This window comes from uncultured Gimesia sp. (genome assembly GCF_937910335.1).
GTDB lineage: Bacteria > Planctomycetota > Planctomycetia > Planctomycetales > Planctomycetaceae > Gimesia.
The window spans coordinates 1-23,132 of sequence record NZ_CALEMX010000498.1; the positions used below are offsets into that span (position 1 = coordinate 1).

The following is a 23,132-nucleotide window of genomic DNA, read 5'->3' on the forward strand; positions in this document are numbered from 1 at the left end:
GATGTCGTAAATGTTGCTCCTGAACAATGGGAGAATCCAAGTTTTCTTTAGCTTCTGCCGTGACCAATAAACTTGCGACTTCCCCTCCGACAACCCAAGATAATTTTTCTCCCTGCTCGTTGCAGAGAGCAACGTCTGAAATCTCAACTCCTCCTGCACCAAAGTTTTCCGCATCTGGATCAAATTCAAATAGCTTGATATCATTTCGATATTGAGTCGAGTTGATAAACGCGAGCCTTCCGTCAACAAACTCCTGATTGGTAGCAGTTTTCGTTTCAGTTTTAACAGTAGTTTCATTAAGATTTGTACGCACACCCTGTTGGTCTGCATACAATCCTTCAAAATACTTTTCACATACGGTTTTGGCGTCGGCGGCAATTCTTACTTTCCCTTTATCCAACCAGACTGCCCGTTCACACAGATTTGTGATTGCCGAATTGTCATGGCTGACAAACAACAATGTTCCTTGACTCATAAATCGACGCAAAAAACGCATGCATTTTTGTGTAAAGTAAGCATCACCTACCGACAACGCTTCATCGATGATTAAAATTTCCGCATCGACATGTGCAATCACAGCAAATGCCAGCCTGACATACATGCCACTCGAATAGGTTTTGACTGGCTGGTCAATAAAATTTCCAATATCTGCAAAGGCGGCAATTTCATCAAAACGATCTTCGATTTCTGTTTTTGTTAAACCGAGAATCGCACCGTTCATAAATACATTCTCGCGACCAGTGAATTCAGGATTGAATCCCGAACCGAGCTCTAACAAGGCCGCAATTCGACCATTAACATTCACCGTACCCAAAGTGGGTGTCATCGTTCCACATATAATTTGAAGTAACGTCGATTTGCCGGCACCATTTCGTCCAATAATGCCGACCGTCTCTCCTTTTTTTACTTCAAATGAAATTTCTTCTAATGCACGAAACTCTTTGTAGAACTGTTTTTTGCCCCGAAACAGCCCCTGCATCAATCGGTGATGAGGCTTGTCATAGATCTGGAAGTATTTGCTGACTCCTTCCAGCTTGATCGCAACATCGTTTTTAAGTGAGCTATCATCACAGGACATCAGCAAATCCCCTGCGTGTTTTCTGAAATAAAGAAAAACCCAACCAGGCAACAAACAGGCTGACTATGAGACAGATGACTAATCCCCCCCAGTGGGGTAATTGCCCCCACATCAAAACAGCCCTTGATTGTTCTATGATAAATGTAAGCGGATTTGCATAGAGATACACCTGAAATCGCTCGGGTATGTTTGAAATGGGATAGAACACCGGAGACATAAATAATAACACGGTTGTAAAGACGCTCGTAATTTGTCCCACGTCTCGCAGGTAAACTCCCAAAGCTGCCAAAAACCAGGTAAGCCCCATCGTAAACAAGATGAGCGGTGCAAAAATGAACGGCAAAAACACGGCAGTCCAATGGAAGGTCTGATTCACAACCACAAAGAACAACCCCCAGACGAACAAACTGACCAAGGTATGAAAAAACGTCGCCCCCATGGCTACCCAAGGCAGAATTTCCAGCGGAAACACTACTTTTTTCACATAATTGACATTACTGAGTATTAGACTGGGAGCCCGATTGACACACTCTGCCAGTAAGCCGTGTACTATCATGCCGATAAAAAGCGCCAGCGCAAACTCAGATTTACTATCAGAACCGGTTTGCCAACGTGCTTTAAATGCTACACTAAATACGAATGTGTAAACCGCCAACATGATTAAAGGGTTAAAGAAAGACCAAGTCAAACCTAAGGCAGACCCTTTATATCTTCCAATCACATCGCGCTTTGTCATTTGCCAGATCAGCTGACGGTTCTTTAGTAAACTATGAACCATTTCGATGGGATTCATTGATACTAAGGAATTTGAATTGATGACATTCCCTCCCTATTATGCCTTGGGTTCATGATCCAGACTGTTCTGGATCTCCTGTAAGACAGCCTCTTTTAATAGCTAGCTATTGAATGAATTCTGAGAAAGATCGTTGACAGAACCGGTTCACTGTCGACGACAACCGCTACTCGTGAGACATTCCCTCCATTACCTTTAGCAGGTACTGGCCATAATTTGTTTTTCCAAGCAGCTCAGCCTGCTTTGTGAGATCTGCTTTTGTAATCCAGCCTGATTGATAAGCGATCTCTTCCAAGCAGGCAATTTTGAGCCCCTGTCGTTTTTCAATGGTTTGAAAAAAATGACTCGCATCCTGTAAACTCTCGTGCGTGCCCGTATCAAACCAGGAGTGCCCCCGCCCGAGCAGCTCGACATTTAAGCTTCCCCGTTGCAGATAGGCATTATTGACAGAAGTGATTTCCAGTTCGCCTCGCGCGGAAGGTTTCACATTTTTCGCGATTTCAACGACATCGTTATCATAAAAATAAAGCCCGGTCACCGCATAGTTGGATCTGGGAACATTGGGTTTTTCTTCAATGGAAATCGCACGTTTTTCATCATCAAACTCGACCACGCCAAAACGTTCCGGATCATGAACCTGATAGCCAAAAACCGTTGCCCCTGATTCACGTTGGGTGGCCGCCTGTAAACTTTCAGTCAATCCATGACCATAGAATATATTGTCGCCTAAAATCAGACAGACGGAGTCATTACCTATAAACTCTTCACCAATTAGAAAGGCCTGTGCTAATCCATCGGGCGATGGTTGAGCAGCATACTGAAACTTGACTCCCCACTGTTCTCCGCTTTCCAATAAATCCTGGAACATGGGAAGATCGTGGGGAGTGGAAATGATCAATATTTCGTTGATGCCTGCTAACATTAAAGATGAAAGCGGATAATAAATCATTGGTTTGTCATAAATGGGCAGCAGCTGTTTCGAAATGACTTTGGTAACAGGGTGAAGCCGTGTACCAGACCCACCTGCTAAAATAATACCTTTTCTTGACATTATCTTTCCCTGCATTTTCAGTTTCAGATGTGACAATCACTACCGACGGTATTCAAATTTCTGAAATCGAGAGGACCGTTCCGCACGCAATCACCTCAAACTGGATTGCGAGAGTCATCACCATTCCAAAATATTGCCTCTAGATAACTCTGTTACTAACAGGCATTTAGTATTGAAATCCAGAAAATAAAGCAATATGTTATCGCGCATTCTGCAAAGAAAAATGAGTAGAAACTGGTATTTTCATTGATTGAGAGAAATCTGTGCTGAAAGTATGTCTGATCAGACACGGCCCAGTCGCATGTGTACTCCTCAACGTTAATGCACACAAGCGCACATTAGGCATCCCTGAAAAACAGTAGCGAATTACTTCTAAGCTTCTGCTTTTTTCCAGTAAGTACCATTTAGATTCGAATTGGCTTGACTCTACCGCCCCAGTGTATTAGTGTAGTAATACACTTTATAACCAAGAGGAATGGATGACGACAAAACCCGCACAATTTGAAGTACACCCTTCTTCGGGAGTGCCCATTTATCTGCAAATCATCGAACAGATCAATGCGATGATTGCGGGTGGCAACCTGGAAGAAGGAGATATGCTGCCCAGCGTGCGACAAATGGCGACGGAATTGGGAGTGAACCCGATGACGATCTCCAAGGCTTATTCCAAACTCGAAGCGGAGGATATTGTTGGGCGTGTGCGAGGCAAAGGAATGCAGGTGCAGAAGTCGACCCATTCTGGCAATTCCAAGGTGCGCATGCAGGAACTCAAGCCAATGATGGAACAGGCCATCGTGCGTGGTCGCCAACTAGGGCTCAGCGATGAGCAGATTCAATCTGTAGTCAACAAATTGCTTCGGGAGTATAAATCATGAGCACTACCATCATCCAAGTCGCCGACTTGCATAAACAGTTCAAAGACAATCAGGTGCTAACCGGCCTGGACCTTCAAATTGAAGCAGGACAGATTGTAGGTTTACTGGGCACAAATGGTTCTGGGAAATCCACGCTGATTAAATGTTTGCTGGGATTATTGAGACCCACATCAGGCACAAGTTCGGTATTCAACGAGAATTCCTGGGACTTGAGCGCAAAGTCCAAGTCGCGTTTAGGTTATGTCTCGCAAGAATACATCTTACTCCCCTGGATGACCGTTAAAGCAATGACGGAGTATACCGGAGCATTCTACGAACACTGGGACTATGACTACGTCAATGTGTTATTGAAGGAATGGAATCTGGATGAGAAGCAGCGTGTGGGAGCACTCTCTGTGGGGCAACGGCAAAAGCTGGCGGTGATCCTGGCACTGGGGCACCATCCGGAGTTACTGATTCTGGATGAACCGGTGGCCAGCCTCGACCCTGTGGCTCGGCGTCAATTTCTGCAATCACTGATTGAGTTCACTGAAGAGGAAGAAAATACGATACTGTTTTCAACTCACATTACCTCTGATCTGGAACGCGTTGCCTCGCATGTAGTTTTTCTACAAGAAGGCATCGTTGGCTTTTCCGGCGAATTGGATTCGCTCAAAGGTCAGGTCAAACGCATCCGTATCACAGCAGAACAAGACCTTCCACTCAGCTTGAATCTTCCTGGTACACTTCGCTCGCAAGTAGACGGAAAACATGCATTGCTGGCGGTTAAAGATTTTCAAGCAGAAGTATTGGAAACTCTCTCAAAAGATTTAAACGCCACGTTTACTATCGAAGATCTCAATCTTGAAGAAATCTTTCTGGAACTCTCGGGAGTCTCTTCGCTGACAGAAGAGGAGATCACGTTATGAACAGTCAATCTAATCAGTACGCACAAATATTCAAGACTTACTGGCAGCGTCCCCTCATTGTATTGTTTGCACTTCTATTACTGCCTAGCGTTCTGATATTGGCGGTGGGAGAGACAGACGGCAATGTCATGCAGATCGGTCCCAGACCACATGCACCAAGTCGAATTGAGAGAGTTTATACAGACTCTAAGAATGTCAAACATGACGACAAAAAAAACATACAAACTCTATCCGAACTTTTAGAGCGTGTCGATCCTGAAGAGATAACCGCGCTAAATATGATGCGGTTACACGACGATGACCGGCTGCCCGATTTGAGTCCGTTCCAGAATTTGGTTTATCTTAAACTGGATAGTTATGAATTGACTGACGCGAATGTCGACCAGATATGTGATTTACCGAAACTGGATGCGCTCGTAGCCAGTGGAACCAGATTTCCTGCAGGGACAATCCAACGTTTTGGGCAGAAAGTATCTCAACTGGAACTGCTAGCCCTCACACTGGAAGCCCATCCTGATGAAATTCCGCGAATGTCAAAAGTGAAATTATTGGCGCTACACTTAGTGAATGCTTCACCAGAGCTGCTAAATTATGTGGTACAGATACCACAGCTTGAGCAACTCACGCTTGTTAATTCAAATCTCGTTGAATTCAGCCGAAGGTATCCACGTAAACCTCAGGCATGGGAATACATTGACCTGAATGAACAGCAACTTGCCTTATTGCGGAATCATTCCACCCTTAAAGAAGTGTATGCAGACTGGTTCTATATGCAACATCATGGCAAATTCGAAGAGGGTGCATTTCTGCCCGTGCATGCATTGCCGATCACTTATTCAAAAAATAAACGGAATGCAATCGGTTGGACCATGTTCGCGATGGCGTTACTATTTTCTATCCTGTCCATCCAGCTTTGGGGACATTTCATTTCGCCAGCAGCCTCAGTTGTGCCCCATTACCTAGCCCCTCATCGTCGTGTGGCTGTAGGAATTTTTTCCGTCGGAGTGTTGCTCTTGTGGCTCACACTATTGCGATATGATTTTGGAATGCTGCCCAGTTTCAGCTTGATACTCTTCTTGCCAACGATCTGTTGTTCATTTTCAATCGTCCAACTGTCAGGAAAAACTTATCCGCAATGGCTGGCTTTTCCGACGGTGCTCAGCCTCTTTTTGATCTTTCCTCTATTCACAGAACCAGGATTTAAAACCATTGCAAGCACCGCCATCTGGTATCTATGGGGCCAGATGCCGATACCTGCTTTGACCATCATTGCAATTGAACTTGTGTCCATCGCCTGGAGTCTCACCAAACTACCAGCAATCACTGAATTGGTGAATGAGACCTACACAACTATGCCTGCTCTCTCACCCTGGGATCGAGAACGTGTCAAACAGATACCCTGGAAAAAGATGAACAAGTCCTTCTTGTGGATAATAGACTACGGCACAACGGGACTGAAATACTGTGGTGAATCCACTTGGCAAATGGTACATCTCTGGCGACAAGGCAATACGTTTCGTCCAATGATGATCCTGATGTTTCTTTCAATGATGATTTTCTTCGGCCTGCTGTTCCAGGGAATTCGATGTCTGGTCCTGGGTGAAGCTTTATTCTCACAGGATCTTAGCTGGATGAGTGGCGCCTTTGGCGGCCCCTGTGGTATCGCCGTTATCCTCCCCATAATGATCTGGTGGCAACGGCGTAAAAGTCTGGAAGTCGAATCAATGCGACCGATTTGCAGGCAAAAAATTGTCAAGCAGTTATATTTGTCACTGGCTTTGGACCATTGGGTCGTTGTGATTTGTATAATGGGGATTAATATCCCAGGTCTCTTCGAAGCCCTGAAGGGCAAGACGGAGGCACTCGGATTTTTACTATTCGGAATCGCTGGCCTGCTGTGGATGATAGGAATCAGTTCATCAGTATTGGTTTTTAAACGATCCTGGGTCATCGTCCTAAACATCTTCGTGTTGACTCTACTGCCATTCGCCGTTCTTTTACCTGTAGCCATATTGAATAGCAACAACTTTCCCGACGGAGTGCAAGACGTGCAGCTTCTGATTCAATTTGCATGCATGGGTATCGTTGCTGCGATTGGATTAAACGTTGTCATGTATCGCGTCTTCCTGAAGCGTGAATGGGGATAAACTGTGAAGTGGAACGAATTCATGATTTCTTACTGATCCTCTACACATATTACAGAATAGTTCATCAGAATCAGAACGGCTCTTCAATTCTTGCTGTTTGTCGTTGCTGCTTTTCGCAGGAGCTTTATTGCGGCTTCGACCAGCATTTCGCCGCTTCCCGGCTGGACTGCGGAATTGGTGACTTCATAGCTACCGCCCGCGTAAGCCGCGCGATGCGGGATGTAGATCGTCTCAACAGCGTTTGACAATTCAATCACAATTGTCGTAGGAAATGGAGAGGCTTGTTTGATGGCCAGTCCTAGTTCGACGAAGACCTCGCCGGGAAGACAGACAATCGCAACCTCGCTGCCAATCGTCATCACAGTCACATCAACGGGAATTGTCTCTCCAACTCCAGCCAGCGAGCGACTCAGCCCCCATGTGATATGTTCTGTGGTCTTTGCGTAGGGTTTGCGATGTCGAAATTGATCGAGAATCAGTTTTTTGTACGCTGTAACGTGTTCGAAAAAGTCCACCTTTCCGCCAGCTTTGATCATATTGATGGCCTTTACCGCACGATCGACTTCTTCACGGGTTGCCTCCTCAAGAGGTAAACGCACAACCTGAGAATTAACGGTCAGTTTTGTATTTTCAACGGGCCTCAATTGAGCAAGCTGTTTACTGATCGATGTGCCGATCGAATTACCAATAAAATCTGATTTGTTCCTGTTGGGAGTTGATGGATCGGAATGATTAATGTCGCCACAACATCCCGCACCAAATATTGAGACCAAATCTGCTCCGAATTCGCTGCGTAGCGTGCGCTCGATAAAAAACGGATAGTCAGCGCTCCATTTCATTCCCCCTACGGTATCAAGATGCAAAGCAAAGTTGCTGAGTATTCCGCGATGCTTACCGTCTTTTATGTTTCGAATCGTGAGCAACCCGATATCAGGATCTATGGGACCAGCAGCACGAATCACTTCAGGATTAGACAGTTTTTGCCAGGTTTTTACACTGCCGTCGCGCATCACGAAGCGACGGTTGAATGCGACGGGCGTCTTCTGTGTCGCTGCACCCGTTGCCAGCGATGATGGCTTCGCGTCAGCATAAGCCTGCACAATGGCTTCCACCGGTTCGTTGATCAGGTTTTCAATATACTTCTTTCTCAACTCTTCCTGCTTTTCTTTGCCAAGATACAAATACAGTTCTTTCATGTAATCAGGTGCGGTATGTGAGTGCGTGGCTGCGATCACGATATTGGTAATCGGAATACCCGTCTTAGCCGAAGCCCGCTTACGAACCTCTTTTGAAAGATCAGTGGCAATGCCGATTAAATCACAGACAACCAGCGCGGCTGCGGTATTACCTTCACGAAAAATAATCGCTTTGGCCTTGAGTGGATCAATCGTGCCTTCTGCCAGCCGTTCGTGATAGTAACCTGCCATTGGAAAACCAACGGGAGGCGTAATATCTGTTTCAGCAATTCCAATTCGTAACGCACTGTTTGCATCCGGTTTGGAAAGTACTTCACTCAGTAGAGACGTCATCCACATCTGGGATGCACGGCGTTGACCGATACCAGAAAAATGTCGCCGGGATTTGATATCGCCGCGATTTTCTCCGGTGAGCGTATCAGTATCGGGCCCCGACAGAAAACCGGGCTGTTTTATCAACTCATCAATCGCGCCGCGAATGCGACCTTCGCCGGCAGGATCGTTGTAAACCGTTGGATGCAGCGTCGACTTTGCCAGGAGCCACGGCGGCTCAAAACCCCAGGCTTTCGCAGCGGTTTCACGAATCGTTTTTAGATTCGCGATATATTGTTTGGCACTGGTCTTGGCGATGACATCCGATTCTCCCTGCTGCCATAAAACCGCCCGAAATTGCCCCAGGCTCTGACCAACGGAAATCAGGCGTGGATGCAGGTTTCCTTTCGGCATCCACTGCATCGAAGAGGTCGAGCCGACGGCCACATTCGCGAAACTCACTGGCACTCTTAAGTCTTTTGCTAACGCATCTCCCAGTGGTGGCCAAATCGAACCGCCATTGCTGCCATCAGGGGCAGGCTGCGGATCATTGGCGACCGCCCATGTCTGCTTCGCATAATGGTAGGCAACGACACGCGACTGTGGATCTGTGACCTCAAATTGCTCATCGTTACAATTGGTTGCGTATGACTGGCCGGCAACGAGAAAAACTTCACCCACTCCCATCGGTTCCACATTGCTAAGAGCCATCACCTTATCGTTCTCGCGACAGCGTACTTCCAGACGATACCAGCCTCCGGCTTCGATTCTCGCTGTTCCTTTAAAGTTCTTACCGTCTATGGTTGGTTTGAATCTCGTCCAACCTCGCTTGTTTGTTGATTTGTCGGCAAGCGTCACCACGCGGTATTCCCATGTGGCATTGTCGCCTCCTTTTTGCAGGACACCTTGAATCAGGACATCTGCAAATCCGACTCCCGGCGCGACTCCCGTGCGTTGAATCACCTGCTGCGGTTGTGGATGTTCCAGCTGCATCTGATCTGCGCCAAAAGAGGCGACTGAACTAAACTGAAGTAAACTTACCAGAATAAAAACACGAGAAATAAATTGCATTTGGTGTGACCTTTTTTATATCAATCGATGAGTAGTTTCTTAGTCTGTTAATCCTATTTTTTCTGAGTGCCCGCCTGTTTCTGAATGGCTTGCCAAAAAGCTTCCGCCAGTTGCTGCATCCCTTTATCTCCGGGGTGGGCAGCCACTCCCGCGTGCTTGAATATTCGTTCCGCACGTGCATGACTGGATTCATCCAAGCCGATTTTGCCAGTATCAATGAAAATCCCACCTGTTTTTTCACAGGCCTGCTTGAGGAGCTTGTCTTTGTTACTGTTTTTCCAAAATTGACCACGCACGAAAATCTCAGGTGAGTTTTGTTTTTTCAATTCGGAAAACAGATTCATAAACGCTTTTGAAAATTGAGTCCGTGCGTCATCTGTTGTTGGTGAGGAGGCATTCTCGCCCAATGCAATAATGACGACATCCGCTTCGAACTTAAGTTCCTGCTTCAATTGTTCCCGGATGTTATAATCGGTCAGAGTGCGTTCAAACTGGGCAATATTTTTCACCATCACACGCGGATTTCCTCCGGCTTCTTTGACGATTCGGTTCATCAAAACATGTACATAATCTTTTTCTTTAGCACTGGCTGCCATGCCCCAATTTCCTGTCCAACCAATTTTCGGCGCGGGACCATGCAGCGTAATGCTATTGCCCAAAAACAAAATCTTATTGATTGGTAACTTACCTATACGTAACTCCGACTTCTTTTGAAGATGCGAGTTCACTTCGCCCGTTGAAACGGTAACAAAGTCAGTGGCATCTAACGGTAATGCAAAGCGAATCTGACCGGAGGGGAGTTGTTCGAAGGTGAGCGCACCTTGTCGTATAGAATTGACTTGAACAATGGGTTGTTTTGTATTGAGTTGCAGTTCGACTCGATCAAGTGGCTGTAGTGTATGATTCGAGAGTGCGATCAGAGTGCCTTGCGCGCATTGCAGTTCGACAGCGTCTACGAGTGGTGTGTCACACGTCAGTGACGCGGACAGTTTTGCAGCTCGTACAGGTGTGAGTATTCGGTTGCGAATTCCCGTCGGAAAACTCCAGGGATTATACGAACGATTTATTAACTCTTGATCTGTACCGGTGAGTGAGCTGGAACTATTTTGCTCTACTACTGACGCACTGGTGGCCAATGGTTGATTCGCATTCACGGAGGCGGCTTGTTGGTCAGCAAGTTTCTGAGCAGCGAGACGGTCCTTTTTGCCCTGTTGTTCGAGCGGTTTGCGTGCTGCTAAAGCTGGTTTGATATATGACAAGCCAGGCAGGAATCCCAGCATGAAGACATGACCTTCCCCGGCACGACAACTGATCGTAGCTGGTTTCCCGTCTTTGAACGTCGCAAGCACTTTGGCCTCAGTACTACTATTCAATCGAGGTTTGATTATGCTTAACGGCTGTTTCACAGAGAGTACTTCCAGAGACGTATCATCCCAAGTCACTGTATCGTGCGTCGTAAGATTACCGAGGAAACGTCCTGAACCGTGAAAGGACTGCAGAGCCTTCAATTCACCACGTTCGACTGGAAGCGTATCCGATAGTATATTGAGCGGTCGATTGAATTCATCACGTGTGGCAGCTCCCGCGGTCAGCCAGAGCGTGCCACCGGACTGAACCCATCGACTGAGTTTTTCGGCGGCAGCGCGCGTGAGATTGGGGCCGGAAAGATAACAGACTTTGTATTGATCGAGTCGATCGAACTCGCGTTCCGGCACGATGTCGACTGGGGTTTGAGCGTGCGTCAATGAAAGCCATGTATGCATGCGATCAAAGCCATACGACAGATTGCTCTGCATTGTCCAGATATCAGATGATGAGCTATAAAGCAGCGCGACATCAGCCTGTGTCGGTTTCGCAGTTAGCAACCAGTCTTCAACTGCGCCAATTTCCCGAGTAATCTCAGCATTAGCGGTCCAGAGTTCCGGCTTTGCATGCCAGAGATGTGATCGCCACGCAGGACCACCTTCATGACTGCTCCAGTTTGGACCGTATGCAAAATTCATCCACATTCGTACGCCGCGTGCCGTCTCGGCGATGGCTTTGGTTTTGAGATCCCAGGGCGTTCGATTTGCGTGTGAGATTAAATAATGTCCGATCTTCTGGCCACGTTTTCGCGCAGCCGCCTGCATCAACGCTACATTGAATGCACCGCATTGATATGTTGATGAATTATTAGCCCAGTCCTCGCCCCAGATCGCATTTTGATCGTCATCGTCGAGCAGCTCAAAATAGTTAACACCCTGCCCGCAAAAATTAGCGTGATAGATCGCACCGTCGCTAAAGTTGACAATCGTCGGAAACGAATGACCGTAAGCCTCTTCAATGATCCGCTTTTGCGTCGTCATGAAATTGCCGAGCGCCCGCGTACGAAAGAACTGTGTGTAGTAATGCAATGCAGGAAACTGGTCTCGTTCAGTTTCCACCACCGGACGAACTTCATCCCAATTTGAGACCAGGAGATCCTCTGGCGTAAGGGATTTTGATTTCAGCCATTTTCGAAAATGCTCGTGATAGGCTTTGTCCTTTGCCATGAACGCTGCAGGTTGTCCTGTAGGTTCATCCATTAAGACGCAAGCAGCGATATCATCCAAACGCCGTCCAGACTCGCGGAATTTTTCCACATCGTGTTTCACTCGCTTGTGCATGGCCTCAAGATCAGGCCGACAATACGAGCGTTCCTTCGTGAACCACAGGCCATGCACGAGTCGGTTATACGTTCCATTAAAACCATAATAAGCAAGCGTTTTCTGTTCGCGTTCAGTGACCGAGTTGTCTACCGGTAACTGGTATCCACCGATACTTGCGCTGGCCAACATCGGAATTTTTTCCGGTTTACGACCATGTTCAGGCCAGTTGAACGCATCAGCCAGTTTGCCGACTTCCTCTGCAAATTCCTGATCCCGCTTGAGTCGTGAAATGTTTACCGGCGATTCCAGATCGGGCGGAGCGATAATCACCAATCCGTTCGGAGTGGCTTCCACATCAAACGTTTTGATGACTTCAACGTCGTTGTCCGTGCTGCCGCCCTTCGTCGGTCTTCCAAACTCCAGCTTCGCGCGAAAATGTGTCGCTTTCTCGTAGTAAGTATGTCGGACTGACAGATTCAAGGCTGCTCCTGAATCCTGATAGATGGTGGGCGTCAGATTGCACCAGGGAGTCACATCACCCGACTTCAGCATTTGATCTTTGGGTGGTGCCAATGTCTTTCGAATCCCATCGGCGCCAATCGCATAATGTGCGTACCAGGGCGAACGATAATGGTCAGCAAACAGATGCATGTAGACTGGTCGGTCGTAACCTTCACCCATCGTGACCCGTACCAGGGTTTGAGGTGCATAGGGCAGATGATCGGGTTTAAGTTGTTCGTCTTTTGTCAACAACAGGCAGTCAATGTGTCTCACATATCCGACGCAGTTCTTCTGGTCGTGCTTGGACAGTGAGAGTGTCAGATCGCCCGCTGGCAAGTCGGCATCGAACGATTGCCATGTGTACTCCCAGTCGGAAACTCCGGGAATGATTTCCAAATCAAATGTCTTTAAAGCAATTGCCTTTTCTCCCGCCGATACTGCTATCTGGAAAGGACCGCGCCACGCTGCAACCTGCATGTAACGTACCCAGACCCGATATTTCCCCGCAGTCTTGACTCGCACATTTTTCTGGGCGATGGCATCGATGGCTCCACTTGCCCCCCACATCGTATGAGTGCGTGAGGCTCTTCGCGTTTGGGCATTTTTCGTTGCTACCCAACCGCCGGAGGAGGGTTGCATTGTTTCGGCTTCGATGAATATTGGTTCTGCATTCGCCTGTTGTGAAGCAAACACAAGCAGACAATAAGAAAGTAAACACAGAGTTTTCAGTCTACATTTCATTCGTGACTCCACTCATCGTTATAGAATGACCTGCGAGTAAAGGTGGTAACCAACCTGCAAGGGTTCGTTATCGAATTGAGGTACGAAAACGGTATTTTCTGTGTAGATCAATTTGCTGACCGGGGTGCGATTGAGTCACTTTCATCATTTAATACCAGGCCCCTTTGCATCGCTTGCCTTATATGAAGTCGATTTTATTACGCCGGCGGGTGATTGCAGATAGGCGATCAGATCGCGACGTTCTGCTGGCGTTAATTTATCCAACATACCTTCGGGCATCATGGAAACGCCGGATGTCTTTCGCGCTTCAATACTACTGAGTGGGATAATCAGTTTTTCTGTTGCCGTTTTCAAGGTGAGATGTAGATTATTTTCTTCTGAGACGATGCCCTGCAAGATGCGACCATCTTCCAGCACCAGAATTACTACACGATAATTTGAGGGCACAATGGCGCTGGGGTCAAGAATATTGTCCAGCAGGTAGTCAAGATTGGTTCGTTGAGAACCTGTAATCTCTGGACCAATTTCTTGCCCTTCTCCGAAGAGTTTATGGCATGTTGCACACGTCTTCTTGTACAGTTTCTTTCCCGCATTCATATCGGCGCTGGCTAATGTTGCGGGTGTAAGTTCTGCCCGATATTTTTTGATCAACTCTTGTTTCCGTTCGGAAACAGGCCTGATCTCCCCCCAGACTGTTTTGAGTCGACTCGATAGTTTTTTGTCGTTGATCGCCTGCATCTGACGAATAATCAGTGCTGAAACATCGGACCGAGGAACGCTGCCTTTCTCGATGGCATTGACTAGAGTGTGTGCGTAGGTGGCTCGTGTGGTAAGCCCTTGAATAATTTCCTGACGCTGTGCAGGAGTGACCTTTGAGTATCGGACAAGCAACAGTTCTGGAACTTCTTTTCCACCTACGGAAACTAATCCTCGGATTGCTGCCGTTCGGAAATCGGTATCATCCAGTAATGAGCGTAATGTCTTACCTAGCTGCTCCGCCTTACGAGTGAGCAGTATATTGAGTGCGTCCATCCGTTTTTTCGGAGCCAGCGATTGATCATTCATGACAGCTCGAAACTCTTCGACTACTTTTGCATCACCAAAGATGGTGCCCAGCACTTTCGCATCGTAGCGAACATTCGGGTCGGTATGCTTTTGCAATCGTGCATACGTGGCAGGCCAGTTTTCAGGCATGGGCAATTTTATCACGCCGGCATACGCATCCAATACACCTTTTAAACTGGCAGTATGCCAGTCTGCATTAGAAGAATTTTGCCAGACTGCCGCCAAACTTTCGAAGCCGCCTTCAAGTCCTACCATGCGTCGCGCAACGAATGTTTGTACGAGGGGCATTTTGATTTCCGGGATCCATTCCAGTACTAACAAAGGGTGTGAGGCAACGACTGGTTCCAAGGCGTACCAGTTCAATGCCTGCAAAAGTGGATCATTGCGATCATCGACATTTGACAAGAGTGCTTTAAGGATCTCTTGCACTTCGTCTAAATGACCGGAACGAATACGTTGTTGACACGTTGAAGCAAGAGACCTTCGAATGAGGGGTGTCGATGTGTTGAGCTGCGCTGCGATTTCAGTTTTTAATGCGGGTGACCAAGGTCCTGTTTCGTCGGCAGCCAACTGGATTGCCCAGAAACGAACCCACTCGGAGGCGTTGTTTTTCACCATACCTGAACTCTGAACCGCATCCATACCACCAACGGCATACAGGGCCCATAGCTTTCGCACGGCTTCTCGTTCATTCTTGGGATTCAATTTGACAATGAGATCTGTGGTAGGTGCAATCATATTGGAATCTGCGGCTCGTTCTTGTAGAAGACGTCGCGCGGTGCGTACTTTCCAGTCATTCTTAGCGAACTGAAGTTGCACGAGTTCAGCATTCGACAGAGCGCCTAAATTGCGCGGCGTCGTTTTTACATCACCGTATGTGACCCGATAGATTCGACCGTTCGATTTATCTGCGACTTCATAGTTGTGACATTCGCCGGTGTCCGTCCAGTCTGAGAAGTACAGTCCCCCTTCCGGTCCGCACTTAACGGAAATACCTCGAAACCAGGGATCATTCGCATGCAGAAAATCACGGGCATGATGCGCTTCGAAGCCGGGGCCCTCTCGTTCCAGAACATCTCGATTGAGGCGGTTGCCGTGAATATTGCACATGAAGACATTATTCCGATATTCGGCTGGAAAATTGTCGCCAAGATAAATAGCACAGCCGGAGTGTGCATGTCCGCCTCCCGCGTCATCGTGTACTTTGCCGGTTCGAGAAGTGGTCCAGTCTCCGCCACCCCAGTGGATATGATCCGCACAACTTGGAATTAACGTGTATGAGTAAGGATTGATATCCTGACCAAACATGCGTTCGTAATGAGCACCGGGAATAATATGAAACAAGTGTTTAATCACACAGTTGGTGATAAATGCCTGGCCAAACTCATCGAAATCAAGTCCCCATGGATTCGTCGAACCACTGGCGACGACATTAAAAGTTTTGCGAGTGGGGTGATAGCGCCATACACCGCAATCCATGGGCGTGCGTTTGTCATCGGGTGTGCCAGGTGCCCCGATTCGAGATTTTGACAGGATACCATTACACCCATACAACCAACCATCGGGTCCCCAAATCAGACTGTTGAAAACGTTGTGTCTGGCTTTCAGGTCCCATCCATCCAGAACCACTTCTGGTGGACCATCGGGACGATCGTCGTTATTGCGGTCAGGCACGAAGATCAAGTTTGGAGTGGCGGTGAGCCAGACTCCACCAAAGCCGACTTCGATTCCGGTGAGGTTAACCCCATTCTCCAGAAACACGGTTCGTTTATTGTGCTGACCATCGCCGTTGGTATCCTCCAGAATGGTCACGCGGTCTTGGCCTGTACCGTCGTCTTTCCAGCCTGGGTAGGAGAGGCATTCCACAACCCACAACCGCCCCCGTGCATCAAAGGTCATTGCGATGGGTTGTACGACTGCCGGTTCACCTGCAAATAGTGAAACTTGAAATCCATCTGGTAGCGTCATTTTCTTCGCAGCCTGCGATACGGGGACCGGCTTGGAATCGGGTTCCACGGCGAAAATAAAAGTGTTATTAAAAGTGATTACAACACAGAAAAGGCTTAGGATAATACGCTGGAGATTCATCAACTTACTCACATTACGAGAACATCTATTTAGAACAACATCGAAGAGTCTCTATCATATCTCCTGTTGCAGGAAAAAACACCTCTCGTTGGCACACTCTGTAACAAACTCTGTCCTTCGATTCGTACCATTTCGAATAGTTAAATTGAAAGGTGATACTATATATAGTAAGCTGATTAAATATTTTATGTCTATTTCACCCGGAGTTTCCTTCAATCGATTGACATTCGCCATGATTTACAAATTCAAATTTCTGCCAATTTTCACTCACTTTTTTCTTACGATTACCTTGATTGCTTTCACGTCTCATCTGGCATTTTCCGCCGAAAAGTATACAGAGAAGCCGGGGACAAAAGGCAATGGAGATTTTGTCATCGGCCCCAAGTATCAGATCGACCCGGATCTCACAGACAGGGGAAACCCCAAAGGCAAGAACTTCGAATTCTCAATGCCTCTTGCAGACAGCAAAATTTTTCGCGGCGATGATACGACACTCGATACTAAAAAACCCGTACGTGAAACACGCAAGATTTTCGTTTACATACCAGCCGCCTACAAAGACGGCACGAAAGCTCCTCTACTTGTAACCCACGATGGACCGAGTCGCCTGGATCTGGTTCGCAATGCCTTAGATAATCTAACGATTTCCAAAAACCCGGACCGTAGGTTGCCTGCATTTATTGTGATCGCCGTACAAAACGGGGGAAATGATGGCAAAGGGAGCGAGCGCGGTCTCGAATACGATACGATGTCTGATCGCTTCGTCCGATTTATCAATGATGAAGTATTGCCGGCTGTGTTGAATAATGCGGAAATCAAATCCGCCTATCCCAAGATAGCATTCACAGAAAACCCCTGGGGCAAAGCCACGATGGGTTGTAGCTCTGGTGGTGCGGCGGCATTGACCATGGGTTGGTTTCGTCCTGACTTGTTTCGCCGCTTGATTACTTACTCTGGTACGTTCGTTGATCAGCAGGATGATGATGCACCGGAAGAATCGAAATTTCCACTCGGTGCGTGGGAATACCATTCCAGCATGAAACTGATTGAAAACAGTGACAAGAAACCTCTGCGAATTTTCACTCATGTCGCAGAAAATGACCTGCGTGCCAAAGATTCGGAAGAAACCTATCACAATTGGGTGATGGCGAATAAACGCACCGCAGCGGCTCTCAAAGCCAAAGGCTATGACTACCGTTACGTTTTCAGTCGTACAACGAGGCACTGTGATCGCAAAGTATTCGAACAAACGCTGGCGGATACATTGATCTGGACCTGGCGCGGCTATCATGCGGAGTGATTGACACGACGGACGTGTATTACGTAATCCTGGCCTGATTGAGCAGTAGAACAGGTTCTTAACTGTCCTCAACGGTAGTACCATCTACTCCGCTATCTGAAGCGTCATCATTACGGGTGATTTTTTCACAGTAAGCGTTTCCTACTCCACAATACAATGCCCTGATTAGTGCGAATCTCTATCGTTTTACACCTAAAACGCTAAGGGTTGTAAACACCGGCCAGACAACGCTTGTCCTACCTGACTTTGTGATGCTTGCTGACATCGTCAATAAAAACAGTACGCAATGGACGTAGATGGGTTGAGCTTGTTATTATATTTATACTGGTGTCTACGACAAAAAAACTGAATATTATCCGTGACGACGATTCCAATGAAAAGGGGTGAGGTTCTCCCAATGCAATTGCTGCATCTTCTAATATCACAACGATATAGCCGGAATTCTTCTCTAGTGAGAGCAGCACTTACATTGAGTCTGCTGCTATTATCAAACGGAGTCTGTGTACACGCTGATGATGCCAAGGGCATTGAGTTGTTTGAGTCCCGTATTCGACCTGCTCTCATAAAGTATTGTTATGAGTGTCACTCGGATAACAAAAAAGAAGTTAAGGGTGAACTGTTTCTTGATACAGCAGCAGGTTGGCGTAAGGGAGGTGAATCGGGACCAGCGATCGTACCGGGAATGCCAGAGAAAAGTCTGTTGTTGGAAGCGTTACGATACGAGGGATTGGAGATGCCTCCCGCTGGTCGATTGCCGAAGCAAGTTGTCAAAGACTTCGAACGTTGGATTCAGCTTGGTGCAGTTGATCCCCGCAATAAAAAATCACCTTCAATCGTTCCCCGAGTCATCGATATTGAAAAAGGACGAACGTTCTGGTCATTCCAACCTCTAAAAACAGAAGTGCCGAACATAAGTGTTTCAGATGACAAATCAAGTCTGACCCAGATAGATCGTTTTGTTCTCAACAAACTTAAAAAAGTGAAGTTGAAACCTGCTGCTGAAGCTGACCGTCGTACACTCATTCGTCGTCTCTATTTTGATTTAATTGGACTCCCTCCTCAACCGAGTGACGTTGATTTGTTTGTGAACGATACTTCACAAGATGCTTACTCAAAACTTGTTGACACATTGTTAAAGTCACCGCAGTTTGGTGTGCATTGGGGAAGACATTGGCTTGACGTGGCACGCTATGCAGATTCCAACGGTGGAGACTTCAACGCAACCTTCCACAATGGCTGGCGATATCGTGATTATGTCGTCAACTCATTCAACAAAGATAAACCGTATGACCAGTTTGTTCGCGAGCAGATTGCAGGTGATCTGCTTCCCTACAAATCTGATGAGCAACGTGCTGAGCAGATGATCGCGACCGGTTTTCTCATGGTTGGCACGAAAATGCTCAGTGAGCGTGATAAAGAAAAACTCCGCATGGATGTTGTTGATGAGCAGATCAACACCGTCGGGGCTGCATTCATGGGAATGACGATGGGGTGTGCCCGCTGCCACGACCACAAATTTGACCCGATCCCTACGAGCGACTACTACGCGATGGCTGGAATATTTCGTAGCACGAAAACGCTTGAAGGGGAAAGTGCAAAGTTCGTTTCAACCTGGAAACGCCGATCCCTCCCTGCCCGACCTGACCATCAGGCTGCAGTCGATCAATATGAAAAGACAAAAAATGATTTAGAGAAAAACATTTCTACAACAAAGAAACAGCTTAGGGAAGCAACTGCTCAACTGGCTCATATCAGCCCCGTGCTGACGATTGATGATTCCCTGGCAATTATAAAGGGAGACTGGAAATCTTCAACGCTCTCAAAAGGTTACATCGGAAAAAACTATCTGCATGATGAACAGTCAGGAAAAGGTGAAAAGTCCGTTGAGTTTCCGATCAACATCAGTACTTCAGCTACATACGATGTTCGTGTTTCTTACACACCTGGAAACAACAGGTCTAACAACGTTCCAGTCACAGTTCGTCATGCAAATGGAGAAAGCATCGTCAGGCTGAATCAACAACCGCAACCAAAAATAGACAACCTGTTTACTTCAATTGGTCAGTTTCCGTTTAAATCTGATCAACGGGCAACAGTCACAATTTCTAATCGAGATACTTCTGGATATGTTATTGCTGATGCCATACAACTTGTTCAAGTCGAGACTCAAAAGAAGCCAGTTAAGAAAAGAAGTGCTGCTGAGGAAAAACAATATCAGCAAACGAAAAAGTTATTAGAGCCAATAAAAACTGCTCTAAAAACACTTGAAGCAAAACTGAAACAACTCTCAGCATCCGCACCCAAACCACTGCCACAGGCATTAGCTGCGGACGAGTTTTCAGAGATTTCTGATTGCAATATCTGTGTTCGTGGCGAATATAAAAATAAGGGACCGATGGTAAAAAGGAGTTTCCTGCAGGTTGCCATGACCTCCAAGACACCATCCATCGGAAAAACAGAAAGCGGCAGACGACAACTGGCAGACTGGATTGCGAACCCAAAACATCCTTTAACAGCCCGAGTGATTGTCAACCGTATCTGGTATCATCTGATTGGTCGCGGGATTGTTTCCAGTGTTGACAACTTTGGTGAGCTTGGTGACCGTCCGACACATCCTGAACTTCTTGATTTTCTTGCTGCCGACTTCATGAGAGATCACTGGTCGATCAAAAAAACGATCCGAAAAATTGTGTTGAGCCATTCCTATCGAATGAGTAGCGGACATCGTGAAAATTGCTGGAAAGTCGATCCAGAAAACCAACTGCTGTGGCGTGCACATCGTCGTCGATTACCTGCGGAAGCGATTCGCGATTCGATGCTTGCAATGAGTAACCAACTAGACCTCTCACCCGGTAAATCACCAGTACCCGGACTTGGTACACTTGTCTCAACCAACAGTGCGAATGCAAAAGGATACCAGCGTCAACAAACGACAAAACGGAGTTTGTACCTTCCTGTTATCCGTAACGAGTTGCCACCCATTTTAACTTTGTTTGACTTTGCTGATCCCGATATGGTGACAGGGAAACGTGCCGTAACGAATGTTCCTGCCCAGGCGTTACTGTTAATGAACAGCCCTTTTGTGATGGACTGTTCCGACCATGCTGCTGCAAAAATACTGAAAGCTGTTGGAGATAACAATCAAAACCTTGTCACTGCTACATATCAACTCATCTTTTCGAGACCACCAACGGAAAAGGAAATGAGAAAGGGAGTTGAATTTTTGCAACAGCAATTTTCAATTCCCAATGAAAAAGCAGAGAGACTCAAAGTACACAAAAAAGCATTGGCTCAGTTCATTCATATTTTGTTTGCTTCAACAGAGTTTCGCATGCAGGGGTAGTTCATTCCTTTTTCCTGATACAGGATATTTCTTTGATGAGTCATTATCAACAAATGAATCGCCGTGAGCTATTGAAGCTGGCAGCGTGTGGATTGGGAGGCGTGTCCCTTTCCGGTTTGCACCATTCTGAATCGCAAGCAGCATCCCAGCCATTGGCACCTAAATCACCACATCACCTTCCCAAAGCCAAACGTGTAATTTTTCTGTTTATGCACGGAGGCCCCAGTCAGGTCGATCTCTTTGACCCCAAACCAATGTTGACAAAGCATGATGGCAAGCAATTACCTTTCGAACCTGCCAAGAATATAGATGCTGTTCCCAAGCTGTTAAAATCTCCCTGGAAATTTTCACAGCATGGTGAATGTGGTCAATGGGTCTCTGAACTATTACCTCACCTTTCGCAGCATGTCGATGAGATGTGTGTTGTCCGTTCAATGCACAGCAATGGACAGTCTCATGGTCAAGCTGTCTGTATGATGCATACCGGGTCAGATAATTTAGTCCGTCCTTCTGTTGGCGCCTGGGTCTCATATGGTTTGGGAACTGATAATCCTGCTCTTCCTTCCTTTGTGTCACTTAGCCCAGCGAGTGGACATGGTGGACCTCGCAATTACGGTACTGCTTTTCTACCTGCGATCCATCAGGCAACAACCATCGGTCGTTCCGGTAAATTAGGAAATGCACGCATTCAGTATCTTGGTAACCAGAAAATCACAAAATACGAACAACAAAAACAACTTCTACTTTTACAAGAGATCAACCGAGATCACTTGGAACGCTTGCAACGTGATGAACAGGTGAAAGGTGCAATTCAGTCAATCGAGCTTGCATTTCGAATGCAGTCAGCCGCCCCTGAAGTTCTTGATCTTGCTCAAGAAACGAAAGAGACTCAGGAGATGTACGGCATTGGAAATAAAACGACAGACAATTTTGCCCGTCAATGTCTGTTAGCCCGTCGTCTCTCGGAAGCAGGTGTCCGTTATGTTGAAATTTCAACAGGTAATGTCTGGGATCAACACAGCAACTTGAAAAAAGGGCATGAAAGTAATTCGCTGAAAACCGATCAACCGATTGCAGCATTGCTGACTGATCTAAAAAACCGTGGGTTACTCGATGATACCCTTGTTGTCTGGGGAGGAGAATTTGGGCGTACACCGATTGTCCAGGGAACAAATGGCCGAGATCATAACCCTCAAGGTTTCACCATCTGGTTAGCAGGAGGTGGTATCAAAAAAGGGTTTGCTTATGGGAATACTGATGATTATGGATATTATGCAATCGAAAACCGAGTCCATATTCATGACTTACATGCGACAATGTTGCATCTGCTGGGACTTGACCATACGCGTCTCAACTACCGTTATGCAGGACGCGATTTCCGACTGACTGATGTCTATGGTAATGTTGTGCATGAAATCATCGCTTAGAAATGTACCTTAACGTGCGGCTTGATGCAATTTGGTCATGACCACCCCTCGATTCTCGCGATCCGAGGCAGTTCGCAAAATGGGGCATCGGACTTGGACTCTTGGGATTACTCTATTTGCCAACGTTCTATCTTTGGTTGTTCGGGTTTCCTTACAATTAATTGTATCACACACCGCCTGACATGGTTTTTCCGCAAAGCTGTTTCGCGATCACCGTACAAAACATTTTTCGTAACGACTCGCAAGCGACCCGATTTTGGAAGTTGTGTTATCGAAGGAGCTTACAATATTTCGAGCCTTCTACGGTGACTCTGTGGCAACCTCATCACGACTTGAAAAACGGGGACTCGCGCGGAGCGGTGTATTTCACGTCGAGGTGCGGCGTGTTGCTTCTACCGTTTTTCAAAGCCTGAATGCACGACTGAATGACGCCACTGGTGAGAAGCGTTCGCTCAACGGGGTACTGAGCCTCGCCAGTCAGAAACATCTTTTCGGCGTTGTGCATCAGCGCCGAAGAGTAGGTCACGTTTGGAGTCGGCGGCAGATAAAACAGCGTCGAGAGTGGCTTCTTCCGTCCCTTGATCTGAGCCGCGAATGTAAAGTCACCGA

At 46.9% G+C, this 23,132-nt stretch carries 12 protein-coding genes and 1 pseudogene; 6 read left to right on the top strand and 7 right to left on the bottom strand.

The window, feature by feature from the left end; all coding sequences use genetic code 11:
• From Q0668_RS20420 to rfbA, 3 genes are all read right to left on the bottom strand, one after another.
• Positions 1–1,078: ABC transporter ATP-binding protein (locus tag Q0668_RS20420; protein WP_298868030.1), on the bottom strand; the 1,078-nt coding region annotated here is incomplete at its 3' end.
• Positions 1,068–1,856: an ABC transporter permease gene (locus Q0668_RS20425; RefSeq protein ID WP_298868031.1), complete on the bottom strand. Its 789-nt coding sequence runs from the start codon at positions 1,854–1,856 to the stop codon at positions 1,068–1,070. The genes Q0668_RS20425 and Q0668_RS20420, both read right to left, overlap by 11 nt.
• A gap of 181 nt (positions 1,857–2,037) precedes the next feature.
• The gene (gene rfbA, locus Q0668_RS20430; RefSeq protein ID WP_298868033.1) at positions 2,038–2,922 is read right to left on the bottom strand and encodes a glucose-1-phosphate thymidylyltransferase RfbA; all 885 of its coding nucleotides are present in this window, start codon (positions 2,920–2,922) and stop codon (positions 2,038–2,040) included.
• 479 nt (positions 2,923–3,401) lie between these two features.
• Between rfbA and Q0668_RS20435 the strand changes: the two genes are divergently transcribed.
• Genes Q0668_RS20435 through Q0668_RS20445 form a run of 3 tightly spaced genes read left to right on the top strand, consistent with a single transcriptional unit; the run spans position 3,402 to position 6,852 of the window.
• Positions 3,402–3,797 carry a GntR family transcriptional regulator gene (locus Q0668_RS20435; RefSeq protein WP_298868034.1) on the top strand — a complete coding sequence of 132 codons (396 nt, stop codon included), beginning with the start codon at positions 3,402–3,404 and terminating at the stop codon, positions 3,795–3,797.
• The gene (locus tag Q0668_RS20440) at positions 3,794–4,705 is read left to right on the top strand and encodes an ABC transporter ATP-binding protein (RefSeq protein ID WP_298868036.1); all 912 of its coding nucleotides are present in this window, start codon (positions 3,794–3,796) and stop codon (positions 4,703–4,705) included. Before Q0668_RS20435 ends, Q0668_RS20440 begins: the two co-directional genes overlap by 4 nt.
• Positions 4,702–6,852 (top strand): hypothetical protein, encoded by a 2,151-nt coding sequence (locus Q0668_RS20445; protein ID WP_298868037.1) that lies wholly within the window; start codon positions 4,702–4,704, stop codon positions 6,850–6,852. Before Q0668_RS20440 ends, Q0668_RS20445 begins: the two co-directional genes overlap by 4 nt.
• Positions 6,853–6,935: 83 nt before the next feature.
• Here the strand turns inward: Q0668_RS20445 and Q0668_RS20450 are convergent, their stop codons facing one another.
• From Q0668_RS20450 to Q0668_RS20460, 3 genes are all read right to left on the bottom strand, one after another.
• Positions 6,936–9,431 carry a neutral/alkaline non-lysosomal ceramidase N-terminal domain-containing protein gene (locus Q0668_RS20450; RefSeq protein ID WP_298868039.1) on the bottom strand — a complete coding sequence of 832 codons (2,496 nt, stop codon included), beginning with the start codon at positions 9,429–9,431 and terminating at the stop codon, positions 6,936–6,938.
• A gap of 53 nt (positions 9,432–9,484) precedes the next feature.
• Positions 9,485–13,300, bottom strand: a complete 3,816-nt coding sequence (locus Q0668_RS20455) for a beta-galactosidase trimerization domain-containing protein (RefSeq protein WP_298868041.1) — start codon at positions 13,298–13,300, stop codon at positions 9,485–9,487.
• A 144-nt stretch (positions 13,301–13,444) separates the two neighbouring features.
• The gene (locus Q0668_RS20460; RefSeq protein WP_298868042.1) at positions 13,445–16,453 is read right to left on the bottom strand and encodes a PVC-type heme-binding CxxCH protein; all 3,009 of its coding nucleotides are present in this window, start codon (positions 16,451–16,453) and stop codon (positions 13,445–13,447) included.
• A 187-nt stretch (positions 16,454–16,640) separates the two neighbouring features.
• Between Q0668_RS20460 and Q0668_RS20465 the strand changes: the two genes are divergently transcribed.
• The 3 genes from Q0668_RS20465 (at position 16,641) to Q0668_RS20475 (ending at position 22,523) form a co-directional block, all read left to right on the top strand.
• A complete protein-coding gene (locus Q0668_RS20465; RefSeq protein WP_298868043.1) occupies positions 16,641–17,753 on the top strand; it encodes an alpha/beta hydrolase-fold protein in 1,113 nt (370 codons plus the stop codon).
• A 451-nt stretch (positions 17,754–18,204) separates the two neighbouring features.
• On the top strand, positions 18,205–21,096 hold the full coding sequence (locus tag Q0668_RS20470) for a DUF1553 domain-containing protein (RefSeq protein WP_298868044.1): 2,892 nt from the start codon (positions 18,205–18,207) through the stop codon (positions 21,094–21,096).
• Positions 21,097–21,131: 35 nt separating this feature from the next.
• Positions 21,132–22,523, top strand: coding sequence for a DUF1501 domain-containing protein (locus Q0668_RS20475; RefSeq protein ID WP_298868045.1), 1,392 nt, complete (start codon positions 21,132–21,134; stop codon positions 22,521–22,523).
• A 325-nt stretch (positions 22,524–22,848) separates the two neighbouring features.
• Here the strand turns inward: Q0668_RS20475 and Q0668_RS20480 are convergent.
• Positions 22,849–23,132, bottom strand: a pseudogene (locus Q0668_RS20480) (hypothetical protein); the annotation flags it as partial.

Excerpts from the sequence above, each read along its gene's own strand:
- Q0668_RS20465 (WP_298868043.1), top strand. The coding sequence starts at position 16,641 with ATGTCTATTTCACCCGGAGTTTCCTTCAATCGATTGACATTCGCCATG.
- Q0668_RS20475 (WP_298868045.1), top strand. The coding sequence starts at position 21,132 with ATGAGTCATTATCAACAAATGAATCGCCGTGAGCTATTGAAGCTGGCA.
- rfbA (WP_298868033.1), bottom strand. The coding sequence starts at position 2,922 with ATGTCAAGAAAAGGTATTATTTTAGCAGGTGGGTCTGGTACACGGCTT.
- Q0668_RS20460 (WP_298868042.1), bottom strand. The coding sequence starts at position 16,453 with ATGAATCTCCAGCGTATTATCCTAAGCCTTTTCTGTGTTGTAATCACT.
- Q0668_RS20445 (WP_298868037.1), top strand. The coding sequence starts at position 4,702 with ATGAACAGTCAATCTAATCAGTACGCACAAATATTCAAGACTTACTGG.
- Q0668_RS20440 (WP_298868036.1), top strand. The coding sequence starts at position 3,794 with ATGAGCACTACCATCATCCAAGTCGCCGACTTGCATAAACAGTTCAAA.
- Q0668_RS20450 (WP_298868039.1), bottom strand. The coding sequence starts at position 9,431 with ATGCAATTTATTTCTCGTGTTTTTATTCTGGTAAGTTTACTTCAGTTT.
- Q0668_RS20455 (WP_298868041.1), bottom strand. The coding sequence starts at position 13,300 with ATGAAATGTAGACTGAAAACTCTGTGTTTACTTTCTTATTGTCTGCTT.
- Q0668_RS20425 (WP_298868031.1), bottom strand. The coding sequence starts at position 1,856 with ATGGTTCATAGTTTACTAAAGAACCGTCAGCTGATCTGGCAAATGACA.
- Q0668_RS20435 (WP_298868034.1), top strand. The coding sequence starts at position 3,402 with ATGACGACAAAACCCGCACAATTTGAAGTACACCCTTCTTCGGGAGTG.